The 12002-nt window shown below is 58.9% G+C and carries 12 protein-coding genes; 2 read left to right on the top strand and 10 right to left on the bottom strand.

Annotated elements, in window-relative coordinates; all coding sequences use genetic code 11:
• Positions 1–29: 29 nt before the first annotated feature.
• From PSH76_RS12890 to PSH76_RS12850, 9 genes are all read right to left on the bottom strand, one after another.
• Complete coding sequence (locus PSH76_RS12890) at positions 30–1889, bottom strand: calcium-binding protein (protein ID WP_305494222.1); 1860 nt, start codon at positions 1887–1889, stop codon at positions 30–32.
• Positions 1890–2258: 369 nt separating this feature from the next.
• Positions 2259–2876 (bottom strand): hypothetical protein, encoded by a 618-nt coding sequence (locus tag PSH76_RS12885; RefSeq protein ID WP_138762797.1) that lies wholly within the window; start codon positions 2874–2876, stop codon positions 2259–2261.
• Complete coding sequence (locus PSH76_RS12880; protein ID WP_032897161.1) at positions 2876–3574, bottom strand: hypothetical protein; 699 nt, start codon at positions 3572–3574, stop codon at positions 2876–2878. Before PSH76_RS12880 ends, PSH76_RS12885 begins: the two co-directional genes overlap by 1 nt.
• Positions 3575–3628: 54 nt before the next feature.
• A complete protein-coding gene (gene pstB / locus PSH76_RS12875; RefSeq protein WP_019817112.1) occupies positions 3629–4390 on the bottom strand; it encodes a phosphate ABC transporter ATP-binding protein PstB in 762 nt (253 codons plus the stop codon).
• 76 nt (positions 4391–4466) lie between these two features.
• Entirely contained in the window at positions 4467–5360 is an 894-nt protein-coding gene (gene pstA / locus PSH76_RS12870; RefSeq protein WP_014718563.1) for a phosphate ABC transporter permease PstA, read from the bottom strand.
• On the bottom strand, positions 5360–6325 hold the full coding sequence (gene pstC, locus PSH76_RS12865; protein ID WP_003191517.1) for a phosphate ABC transporter permease subunit PstC: 966 nt from the start codon (positions 6323–6325) through the stop codon (positions 5360–5362). Before pstC ends, pstA begins: the two co-directional genes overlap by 1 nt.
• 74 nt (positions 6326–6399) lie before the next feature.
• Complete coding sequence (gene pstS / locus PSH76_RS12860) at positions 6400–7431, bottom strand: phosphate ABC transporter substrate-binding protein PstS (protein WP_044274067.1); 1032 nt, start codon at positions 7429–7431, stop codon at positions 6400–6402.
• Between the two features lie 725 nt (positions 7432–8156).
• Positions 8157–8783, bottom strand: a complete 627-nt coding sequence (gene ycaC / locus PSH76_RS12855; protein WP_003191542.1) for an isochorismate family cysteine hydrolase YcaC — start codon at positions 8781–8783, stop codon at positions 8157–8159.
• A gap of 65 nt (positions 8784–8848) precedes the next feature.
• Positions 8849–9538: an isochorismatase family protein gene (locus PSH76_RS12850; RefSeq protein WP_032897157.1), complete on the bottom strand. Its 690-nt coding sequence runs from the start codon at positions 9536–9538 to the stop codon at positions 8849–8851.
• Positions 9539–9830: 292 nt separating this feature from the next.
• On the opposite strand from PSH76_RS12850, the gene PSH76_RS12845 reads away from it, so the two are divergent.
• Positions 9831–10727 carry a LysR family transcriptional regulator gene (locus PSH76_RS12845; RefSeq protein ID WP_305494221.1) on the top strand — a complete coding sequence of 299 codons (897 nt, stop codon included), beginning with the start codon at positions 9831–9833 and terminating at the stop codon, positions 10725–10727.
• Positions 10728–10793: 66 nt separating this feature from the next.
• Here the strand turns inward: PSH76_RS12845 and PSH76_RS12840 are convergent, their stop codons facing one another.
• Positions 10794–11252 (bottom strand): Hsp20 family protein, encoded by a 459-nt coding sequence (locus tag PSH76_RS12840; protein ID WP_003191546.1) that lies wholly within the window; start codon positions 11250–11252, stop codon positions 10794–10796.
• A 225-nt stretch (positions 11253–11477) separates the two neighbouring features.
• Here PSH76_RS12840 and PSH76_RS12835 point away from each other — a divergent pair, with 225 nt between their 5' ends.
• On the top strand, positions 11478–11906 hold the full coding sequence (locus PSH76_RS12835) for a glycine zipper domain-containing protein (RefSeq protein WP_034127523.1): 429 nt from the start codon (positions 11478–11480) through the stop codon (positions 11904–11906).
• Positions 11907–12002 lie beyond the last annotated feature (96 nt).

Genomic DNA, 12002 nt, shown 5'->3' with positions numbered 1-12002 from the left:
TTCTTACCTTCCGTTTCGCAGGTGTCGCATCACACCACGCTGATCATCTCTGCACTCAACTGCGCCGCATTGAACCCCACCAGGGTGACACTGCTGTCCCCCGCCAGAATCACGCTGTCACTGCCATGCTGGGTAGTGGCACCGAGCACAGCATCGGCATTGGCAAACAGCGACTTGGCGAACACCAGCAGGTCCTGCCCGTTCTGGTGAATGTTGAAGTCGCTGATCACGTCGTGGCCGAACCCGCGTTGATCGAAAACAAACAGGTCGCTGCCCACGCCACCGCTGAGTTGGTCATTGCCCAGCCCACCGATCAAGACGTCATTGCCGCTGGCGCCATACAGCGCGTCGTTGCCCGTGCCGCCCAGCAGTGTGTCGTTGTCGTCGCCGCCGTGCAGCAGGTCATTGCCGGCACCACCGTCGAGCCGGTCATTGCCGTTCTGGCCGAATATCAGGTCACGCGCGGCGGTGCCTTTGAGGGTGTCGGCCAATTGGCTGCCTTCGATGGATTTGGCATACGCCTTATCGGCGCCGAACAGGCCTTCGAAGTCGAGTTTGCCACTGGTCACCGTATAGGCCGGCGTGAGGACCTCGCCGATGCCACCGAAGAGCCCGCCGAGCACGGGCACATGGCCGAGGCTATTGGCCAGGCCAGTTTCGAACTCCACATGCTCTACGCCGTGCAATTCCTTCAGGCCATATTGGCCGCTGCTGTCGTTCAGAAACAACGTGCCATCGCTGAGTTTCACCGCTTCGTAGGAAGACACAGTGCCTTTGAGGAAGACTTTGTCGTTGCCCTCACCGCCGGCGACGATATCGGTACCGGTACTCACGCGGAAACTGTCGTCGCCCTTGAACCCATCCAGGAAGTCATCGCTGCGACCGTCCTGCAGCTTGTCCGAACTGTCGGTGCCGAGCAGGAAGGCCGGTGTGCCGTAGTGGTTGGAGGTGGCGGTCTGTTTGTCGCTGACCCAGGTAAAGCTGCGGCTGATGGCGTCGAGGTTACTGATGATGATGGTGCTGTCGCGTTCGATGTAATCGTAGAACGTCGATTGGGCGATACGCTGGATAGGGTTGATGAAAATGCCTTCCAGGTGCGCGGCCCAGCCTGACAGGTTGGCAATCGAAAACGGACCATTGGGCCAGGTTGGCAGCGCGTAGATCGTGTCGAACAGCACGATGTTGTCGGTGGTCGAGGTGTAGCTGGCGTCACTGCCTTGAAGCGCGTCGATGATGGCGCTGCCCACGTCGGTCTCTTGCCCCGTGAGGCGGTGGACCACATCGTTTTCAAAGCCGAAGTTGAAGATTCCGTCGCTGTTGCTGGATTTGGGCGACTCCATGCCAAAGTAATCCGAATCCTTGAAAAAACCGTCTGCCAAAGTGTCCTTGCCGATATACATGCTGTTGGTAACCGAGCCACCCTGGCTGTAGCCAGTTACCAATACATCCTTGCCGCTCAGGTTGTGGCCGGTGGCGTAATCCTTGATTGAATTGAGCAGGTAGTCGTAGCCGTTGATATAAGAGTTATCGATCATCGCCGGCCAACCCAGCAGATCAATTGGCGAGTTGGTGCCGGCAATGGAAAAACCCATTTTGACTAATTGGCCGCTGTCATCGTATTGACCAAACACTCTGGCTTGAGAACCAAAGACGCCGTCGCCGGTAAAACTTCCAGTGATGTCGGTGTGGCTGCTATCAACCTGCAGTTCGCTCGCGCCGATTTCACGCCAGCCCTTGGGCAGCGCGAAGGTGTTGCCCTCGCCGAGCACAAGCCCCGGAATGTTGTAGAGCGCGCCTACGGTGGCAACACCGCTGGTATAAGTGGCGAGGGTCCAGGCATCTGAAATCAGGACGCGGGCGTCTTGCCCCTTGTAATCGAATATAGCCATGTCAGTACTCCTTGAGCCCAGCGATCAACACCGAAAATCAACGGTAATACCTGATGCGCCGGGCTAAACAATATGCATTGAAGTTGTTGTTGTGCATTCTGTTCAGGCTGCTTCGTTGCTTAATATCGAGGTTGACCATTAAGGAAGCTCGTCAACACTAGCCTAGAAGTGCCGCCGTAAAGTGACCGACTATCGGATGGCAAGGGTATGTACTTAGGGATATAGACGACAAAAGCACCATAAGCGCTGTTTGTCGAACAAGAAGTGAAGTTCCGTGTTGTTCGTGACTAATGAGTCAAAGACAATTAAGCCCTTATAGCAAGTTGTGAACTGCAATAAGGGCTCAAGCAGTTCAGGTTTCTCTGGAACTCAGGAAGAATAAACCTCAGCACGTTGGCATACAGGCTGCTTGAACCTGGGCAATTGCTGACGGGCCAGTTGTGCCTGCACGCCCGCGACCGCTTCAAGCACTCTTTGCGCCCAATGCTCATCCTGCGGGTCAACCACCACCACGCGAAAGCCGTGGTCGTTGCCTTCAAGGCGCACGCCCTCGGAATCGTCCACGTGCAAATCAATATCGAAGGCCGGCGGAAATTTCGACGGGGTGTTCGACAGCCCATGCACCCTGAGGGCGTGGTTATGCCGCTCGCTATTCACTACGCCGTCGACACGGATGCCGTACAGCATCAGCCAACGCCTGATGTAGGAAGGCGCCCTGCCCGATGAGGTGTAGACCCAGATACTGCAACCCTGGCGCCGCAGCTCCCGTGTCAACGACCGGGTGCCGATACGCAGCGGTTCTCCCCACCAACGATGAGCGCAGGCCGGCAGCCAACTGCTCTCGACATCAGCGTGGTCAAGTTGGCAAGCCAGCGTGTCGTCAATATCAAAGGAGATGCGTACGCGCGGGTGCTTGGCGGCACGCGTGAGGACCGCTTGCTGGACGGCTTGCACGGCTCGGCTGGCGAGTGTTGGATACCAGCGCATTAATGGCCTCCCTGATAGATAGGCTGTGGTGTATCGCTCAAGAAAAACGCCTTGGGATCCGGGGCCTGTTCCTCCAGGAAGGCGGCGTATTTTTTCTTGATCTTGGGCAATTCATACAACGCCTTGACCCCATGTTTGGCCGAGTTGCGGATCACCGAGGAAGGATTGAAATAGCCCTCGGCATTTTCCAACGTCAGCACAAACGGTGGCAACCCGGCGCGCATCAGCAGATAGCTGACGATCAGCGAGCCACTGCGGTTGTTGCCTTCGATGAACAACTGCGGCTTGCTGAGGATGCGCACATACACGCCGGCCGCACGCTTCCATACCGATTCACTGCGATACGCGCAGTACCAGTTGAACAAGTCCTTGATACCGCCTTCAACATTGTTGAAGAAGTGCTCTTCGGTGGCGGCCAGGTGCTGCGCGTATTCCACGCGGCGCGCCGGGTCGCTACCGCAGAGCACGGTGGCGTTGATCTCCAGCATCAGGTCCAGATGATGAAGGTCAAACAGGTCAACGCCCCGTGCGACATAGTCGTCAACCAGCGCATAGCCTTCAAGCACGTTGAGCAGCACTTCGTCGGTCAAGGGGTCGCGCGGCTCGGTAAATTGCGTGCTGAGCTCGGCAAAGCGGCTCTGCACTTTACGGAGCGCGCGTTCAATCGCTGACAAATCAAGACGATGCGTTGCAGACATTGGCATTCCTGGGCTGACGGTGGCGCACGTGCGGTTTTTATCGAACATAGGGACTCAGCTGAACTTGCCGCTGATGTAATCCTCGGTCATCTGTTCACGCGGGCTGCCAAAAATCTGCGCAGTCGGGCCCATTTCCACCAGGTAGCCGGTACGCGTGCCCTGGGAAATATCCACCGAGAAAAACGCTGTGGTGTCCGCCACCCGAATGGCCTGCTGCATGTTGTGGGTGACCAGGGCGATGGTGTAATCCTTCTTCAGCTCCACCATCAGTTCCTCTACCCGGCGAGTCGCAATCGGGTCGAGTGCCGAGCATGGCTCATCGAGCAACAGCACTTCCGGCTCGGTGGCGATAGCGCGGGCAATACACAGCCGTTGCTGCTGGCCACCGGAGAGCGACAGGCCGCTGACCTTGAGCTTGTCCTTGACCTCATCCCACAGCGCCGCACCTTGCAGGGCGTGCTTGACGCGGTCACCGAGGTCGCCTTTGTAGCGGTTCAGGCGCAGGCCGAAGGCGACGTTGTCGAAGATGCTCATGGAGAACGGGTTCGGCTGCTGGAACACCATGCCGATGTAACGGCGCACCACCACCGGGTCTACACCCTTGCCATACACGTCCTGCCCCAGAAAATGCACATGGCCCTCAAAGCGAAAGCCTTTCACCAGGTCGTTCATGCGGTTGAGGCTGCGCAGTACTGTACTTTTGCCGCAGCCGGACGGGCCGATGAAACCGGTGATCTTGTTTTTCTCGATCGGCACATGGCTGTCACGCACTGCCATGAAATTACCGTAGAAAATCCGGTCCAGCTTGCAGTCCATGACCACAGGCGATTGGGTGACAAACGGAGCGGCTATTTGCGCAGTTGAGACGTTCAAGATTCAGATGCTCCCGTTCTTAATACTTAGGCTTGCCGAAGATACGGCTCACAATATTTACGACCAGCACGATCATCACCAACACCAACGAGGCCGCCCAGGCGAGCTCCAGCTGGTTGTCGAAGGGCATGCCGGAAAAGTTGTAGATCAACACGGCAAGGGAAGCCGTGGGGTTCATCACCGCCAGGTCGCCGTCGTGGTAGATCCAGTAGTTGCTGAACAGCGCGGTAAACAGCAACGGCGCGGTCTCGCCTGCGGCACGAGCCACAGCAAGCATTACGCCGGTGAGGATCGCCGGCAGGCCGGTCGGCAAGATGATCTTCCAGATCACTTGGGAGCGGGTGCAGCCCATGCCGTAGGCGGCGTCCTTCATGATCTTGGGCACCATGCGCATCGACTCTTCAGCCGTCAGCACCACAATGGGCAGCATCAATACCGCCAGGGCCACGCCGCCTGCCGGTGCCGAGTAGGTGCCGGTAGTCATCACCACCAAGGCGTAGGCAAACACGCCGGCCAGGATCGAAGGCAAGCCGGTGAGCATCTTGGCAGCAAAGCGTGCAGCGTTGGCCAATTTGCTGTCCGGCCCCAGTTCGGCCAGGAAGATCGCGGCCATGATGCCGACCGGCACTGCGATCGCCGCAGCGATACCGACCATCACAAAGGTGCCTGCCATGGCGTTGCCGAAACCGCCGCCCGTCTCGAAGCCGGTGGGCGGCAGTTCGGTGAACACCTCCAGGCTCAGGCGTGCGCCGCCACGGGTGATCAGCATGTAGAGCACCGAAATCAGCGGCACACTGGCCAGCAGCGCGCCAAACCATACCAATGTGGTCAACACCAGGCTGCGCAAGGCGCGGCCTTCGAACTTGCGCTGCAGGCTCGGTACCGCGGTGATAGGGGATGTGAGATTCGTCATCATCGATTACCCCGTTGGGCGTAGAGCATGATCATGGAACCGATGACGTTCACCAGCAGTGTGATGAACATCAAGACGAGGGCGGCGTACATCAAGACCTCCACCTCGTTGGGCCCGGCTTCGGGGAAGTTCAGCGCCAACAAGGCCGCCAACGTATTGGCCGGCGCGAACAGCGACAGGGAAATGTTGTTGGCGTTGCCCACCAACATCGCCAGCGCCATGGTTTCGCCCAGCGCACGGCCGAGGCCGAGTACCAGGGAGCCAAAAATACCGGTGGCGGCGGATGGCACCATCACCTTGAGGATCGCCTCCCAATGGGTGGTGCCCATGCCGTAGGCGGCCTGCTTGGTTTTCATCGGCACGCTGGTGAGCGCGTCCTGGGACACGGCGGCAATCGTCGGCAGAATCATGATCGCCAACACCAGCGCCGCCGGCAGCAACCCCGGCCCGCTCAAGGACGTGCCGAAAAATGGTATCCAACCCAGTTCGCTGTTCAACCAGGTGGTCAGTGGCCGAATGGCCGGGATCACCACGTAGATGCCCCACAAGCCGTACACCACGCTGGGGATCGCTGCGAGCAGTTCAACGATGGTGCGAAACACCGCCGCCAGCTTGGCCGGCAGAAAATCCTGAGTCAGGAAAATCGCCATGCTGACACCGAAAAAGCCCGCAATCAGCAGCGCGATAAAAGCGCTGTAGAGCGTGCCCCAAATGGCCGGCAGGATCCCGTACTTGCCCTGGTTAACGTCCCAGACACTGCCAAAAAGCACATCGAAGCCGTGCTTTTCCATGCCCGGCAATGCCTTGCGTCCCACCTCGAAGACCAAGGCTGCGACCAACGCCAGAATCAGTACCACCCCGATTCGCGCGAGCCCACGGAAGGTGCGATCGACCAGGAAGTCTTTGGCCGAGGGAGGTTGGCAGGCAGAATCCCGGTTAACCGGTACGACGAAAGGTTTGTTCATTGGCTAATTCCGGAACAGGGGGGAAACGCCCCCGGCGCGGCAAACAGCCCACACCGAGAGCGGCCTCACGGGTGTTACTGAATGTTGGCGGAGGCTTTGCGAACCTGCTCTACCACCGATGGCGGCAGCGGGATGTACCCCATCGAGTCGGCGATTTTCTGCCCCTCGGTCAGGCTGTACTCAACCATTTCGCGCATGGCCTTGGCCTTGGCGGGGTTGCCGTTGTCCTTGCGGAAAATCATCCAGGTGTACGAGGTGATCGGGTAAGACTTGGCACCGTCCGGGTCCGGCAACCAGGCCACCAGGCTTTCCGGCATCTTCACGGCGGCCAGGGCCTCGGCGCCGCTTTCGGCGTTTGGCACTACGTACTGGCCGGCCTTGTTCTGCAACTGGGCGAAGTCAACCTTGGCCAGTTTGGCGAAGCCGTACTCGATGTAGCCAATCGCGCCTGGAGTCTGGCGGACGGTGGCGGTCACACCATCGTTCTTGGGCGACTTGATGAATTTGTCGCTGGCCGGCCAGTTGACGGTGTTGCCCTCCCCCAGCGCCGTTTTGAATTCAGGGTTGATGGTGGCCAGGTGCTTGGTAAATACCGCTGTGGTGCCGCTGGAATCTGCGCGTACCACCACGGTGATCGGCGTGTCGGTGAGCTTCAGGTCCGGGTTGGCAGCAACGATCTGTGGGTCGTTCCACTTGGTGATCTTGCCCAGGAAGATATTGGAGTAAACATCGCGTGGCAGCTTGAGGCCCTTGGGATTGCCCGGCAGGTTATAGGCCAGCACGATTTCACCGGCGGTCATTGGCAGCAGTTGCACGCCTTCGGCGACCTTGGCGATGTCTTCGTCTTTCATGGCCGAGTCACTGGCGGCGAAGTCGACGGTTTTATTCAGGAAGTCCTGCACACCTGCGCCGCTGCCCTTGGATTGGTAATCCACGGTGACGCCAGCGGTCTTCTTGCTGAAATCCTTGAACCAGGTGAGGTAGATCGGTGCAGGGAAGCTGGCGCCAGAGCCGGTGAGGCGTACGTTCTCGGCGGCGAAGGTCACGGAGGAGGCACACAGGGATACCGTAATGGCGAGTGCTGCGGACTTCATCAAGCTTTTCATTAAAAGGAACTCGTTGTGGTGACGGGCTCCCGAACTGTGAAGCAGGGTTGTTACATTTTTATGAAAATTGAATGGCGAGGTGGCGTTTTGTCCCACTTTGCCGCCACAGGGCTGAATTTTTGGGACGTGGGTTAGTTACAAAATACGACTAGAGTGCTGTCATCCTTCTAGCGGTACCGATCCAGTGGTGAGGGAACTTGCTCCCGCGACGACCGGATAGCCGACGCTGTTCTAACTGACGCACCGCGATCCAAATGTGGGAGCTGGCTTGCCTGCGAAGACTGCCTGACAGCCGATCGGGATGTTGGATTTGACCGCGTACATATCCGTTATTCAGGTAACGGCCACTTAGGGTTCCGCCCTGACGGCGGCTCACTTTTGAAAAGCGCAAAAGTAAGCAAAACGCTCTTGCCCCACCACTCGGCACCTCGCTTAGGCTCGGTGTGCCCGTAATCCGCCAGTGATTTGGGGGGCCGCCGCCACGCGCCATCCATGGCGCGGGGCGGCTAAACCGGCATCCCTGCCGGTTTACCCCCCAAATCACTGGCGAATTCCGGCCAGCGTGGTTTAACGGGGCGCCTAAGATCAAAAGCGGATCAAGATCAAGAGCGGCTCGCTTCGCATCGTGGTTACCGGTTATCGCAGGCAAGCCAGCTCCCACAGTTGGATCCTGGGGCGCCAGGGAAATAGGCGCTCTACCGTCCCCCCCAGAGCTAGCGGCAGCCTTACTTGCCTTCAGTCAACGCGTTGTAGCTGGTGAACAGGTTGCGGTAGTCCGGAATGTGGTTGGAGAACAACGTCCCCAAGCCCTCGATGTCGTTGCGCCAGTCGCGATGCAGCTCGCAGGCCAGGCCAAACCAGGTCATCAGTTGCGCGCCGTTGGCCGACATGCGAGCCCAGGCCGATTGCTGGGTCAGTTCGTTGAAAGTGCCGGAGGCATCGGTGACCACAAACACTTCAAAGCCTTCGGCCAGGGCCGACAGCGCCGGGAACGCCACGCACACTTCGGTCACGACGCCGGCAATGATCAATTGCTTCTTGCCGGTGGCCTTGATGGCCTTGACGAAATCTTCGTTGTCCCAGGCGTTGATCTGGCCTGGGCGCGCAATGTACGGCGCATCCGGGAACAGCGCCTTGAGCTCGGGCACCAGCGGGCCGTTGGGGCCGGTTTCGAAACTGGTGGTGAGGATGGTCGGCAACTTGAAGTACTTGGCCAGGTCAGCCAGGGCCAGCACGTTATTCTTGAATTTGTCCGGGTCGATGTCACGGACCAATGACAGCAAGCCGGCCTGATGGTCGACCAACAGCACCGCGGCGTTATCTTTGTCCAAACGAACGTAAGGTGTAGACATCTTCATACTCCTGATAAATAGAGGCAGCGCCCAACATGGGCTTACCGCAAAAGGCCCCAGCGTATTTAGGTGCGCTGTGAGTCTAGTACTTCGTGGTTGTTTGCCACTTCCTGGGCCTTGATGTAGCTCTCGATCAGAAGCTGGTAGTGCGGCATGGCCTGGGTGTAGACGTTGGCCCACTCCTGGGCATCCGGGCGGTTCCAGGAACCTTGCAGCTCCGACAGCGTGCCCATGATGTCGATCGGCACGACACCGGCCTGGGCCAGGCGTGCGACGGTCAGGTCGGTGGCCAGCCTGGAGTGGTTGCCCGAGGCATCGACCACCGCGAACACCTTGTAGCCTTCATGCACCGCCGCAATGGACGGGAACGCCAGGCATACGCTGGTCAGGGTGCCGGCGATTACCAGGGTCTTCTTGCCGGTGGCTTTGACGGCAGCATGGAACTCGGGGTTGTCCCACGCGTTGATTTCGCCACGGCGAGCCACATACTGCGCGTGCGGCGCGGCTTCGTGGATTTCCGGAATCAACGGGCCGTTGGGGCCCTGCGGCACCGAAGCGGTGGTGATGACCGGTATTTTCAGCAGGGTTGCGGCCTTGGCCAGCGCGATGGCGTTGGCACGCAATTGAGGAACATCAATGTCCTTGACGATCTGGAACAGACCACTCTGGTGGTCGATCAGCAACATGGCGGTGTCAGCGGGGTCAATCGTTGGCTTTTGACCATTGAAGTTTGCAGCGTTACCTGATGCAGTCATTTGCATTTCCTCTTGCTTGGCGATACCTCCCTGGCGTGTGCGCCGGAGCTGCGCCCGGCTGTGCCTGTACTTCCTGTAAAGACACGCTTGGGCAGCGACCTGGACGTGTGTCAGCTGGCCCACCCAAAAAAACAGTGGGACCACCTTAGTCATCGCGTTCGGGGTTAGGTAGTAGCTGAAACGGGCCGCTCCATCCCAGAAATGGAACAATGCCACTGCACCGTGGCAAGGGCACTTGGACGTGCCGGTCGTTACAATGCGATCATCGGCTCATTTCCAGGCAGGTGCCTTCATGGACATCAAACAACTTAAATTCCTGCTCGCGCTGGAGCAGACCCGCCATTTCGGCCAGGCCGCCGCCCGCTGCAACATCACCCAGCCCACCCTGTCGATGCGCCTGCGCAACCTGGAGGAAGAACTGGGCCTGGAACTGGTGACCCGTGGCCAACGCTTCGAAGGCTTCACCCAGGCCGGCGAACGCGTGCTGGCCTGGGCCAGGACTTTACTCGCCGCCCACGACGGCCTGTTCGCCGAAGCAGCTGCGTGTCGCGGCCAGTTGGTCGGTAACCTGCGCTTGGGCCTGGTGCCCCTGAGCGGCTTCAACCCGATCAGCTTCATCCAGGGCTTGTCCCGCAGCTTTCCGGAACTCAAGTTCAGCCTCACCTCCATGAGCTCGGACAAAATCATCGAAGCCCTGGGCACCAACCAGTTGGACCTGGGCGTGTGTTACCTGGACCACGTCAGCCCCAACTACCTGGAGTTTTTCGAACTGGGCGAGACCCGTGTCGGCCTGCTGTACGATACCCGCCACTTCCACTTCGAAGGCACGCAGATGAGCTGGGAAGAAGCCGCCGAGCTGCCCCTGGGGATGATCAGCAATGGCATGCACTATCGAAAATCCATTGACTTGAGTTTCCGCAGCCGCGGTCTCGATCCCCAGCCGATTCTGGAAAGCGACTCCACCTATCAACTGTTCCAGGCCATTCACGAAGGCTTCTGCTGCGCGATCATGCCGTTGGACAGCGGCCTGGAAAGCCCCATCGAGAACCTGGCGTTTATTCACCTGCCGGATGCCAGCGTCCTAGCGCCCTTGGGCATGGTGATGCGCAAGACCGAACCGCGCTCGGCCATCGCCGAGAAATGCTTTGCCGAGGCCAAGCAGTTGTTTGCACCCAACACCCAGGCTTAGCGGACCTGGGTTTGCAGCGCGCACAAAAAAGGCGCTCCGCAGAGCGCCTTTTTACCGCCGATTGTTTTACTGCAAGCTGACCTGACGCAGCTCGGGCTTGGCCTCGCCACCAATCATGATGCGTTTTGGCTTGGCCTCTTCAGGCACTTCACGCAGCAGGTCGATGTTGAGCAACCCGTTGGTCAGGGATGCGCCACGTACTTCGATATGGTCCGCCAAGCGGAACGACAACCGGAACGCACGTTGGGCAATGCCCTGGTGCAGGTAAGCGACCTTATCGTCGGTTTCGCGTTTTCCGCCGGAAACCGTCAATACACCCCTCTCGACCTGGATATCCAGATCCTCCTCGGTCAGGCCAGCGACGGCGATGACAATGCGGTACGCGTCGTCACCGTGCTTTTCCACGTTGTGAGGTGGATAGGAATTCGGAGCCTCGCTGCGCAGCGCCGACTCGAACAGGTCATTGAAGCGATCAAAGCCCACCGATTGACGGAACAGTGGGGCCAACGACAGGGTAGTAGCCATTTTAAAATCTCCTGAGTTTCTCCAAGTGATTTAGTACGCGACCCGGATTCGGCATCGCGTGATCAAAAATTTATGGACGCACAAAAGGAATTCAAGAGGGCTGGAAAAAATTTTTTGTGCAAGGAGCTATCACCGAACCCCTGGTGCGGCGGCCTGTGCTCTAATCACACTGCCAGGCGTGCTTTACCCCGTGAGCGCCTGAGACAGCCCTTGAGGTACAAAAAAATGAAAATGACATTCCCGGCCCTGGCATTGGGCATCCTGATCTCCCAAGGCGCTCTGGCCGCTGGAGATGGTACGGCGGCGCTAGGAGGCGGTGTCGGCGGTGTGTTGGGCAATGTGGTGGGCCAGCAGCTCGGTGGCTCGACTGGCGCAGCCATTGGCGCAGGCGTAGGTGGCGCCGCCGGGAGTGCGGTGGGTGCGCAAAAGGGTAACAAGACCGAAGCGGCGATTGGCGGCGGTTTGGGCTCGGCGGGCGGTTCGCTGATTGGCAATCGCCTGGGCGGCACCACCGGTTCGACCATTGGTGCCGGCGTGGGCGGCGCAGCCGGTGGCGCGCTGGGTAACAACCTGGCCGATGACGAGAGCGGTCATCGTTCCGGTGGTGGCAAGCACAAAGGCAACAAACATAAGCACAAGAACAAGCACCACTGATCCTCTGACACGGCTCGCCTTGTAGGAGCGAGCTTGCTCGCGAAAAACTCACAGACGCCGCTTTTATTCAGGAAGCTCGCGTTATCGTTGACGTTT

The organism is Pseudomonas sp. FP215, from assembly GCF_030687795.1.
Classification (GTDB): Bacteria; Pseudomonadota; Gammaproteobacteria; order Pseudomonadales; family Pseudomonadaceae; genus Aquipseudomonas; species Aquipseudomonas salmasensis.
The sequence above is the reverse complement of the archived record's forward strand: the minus strand, read 5'-3'. Positions and strand labels throughout refer to the sequence as shown.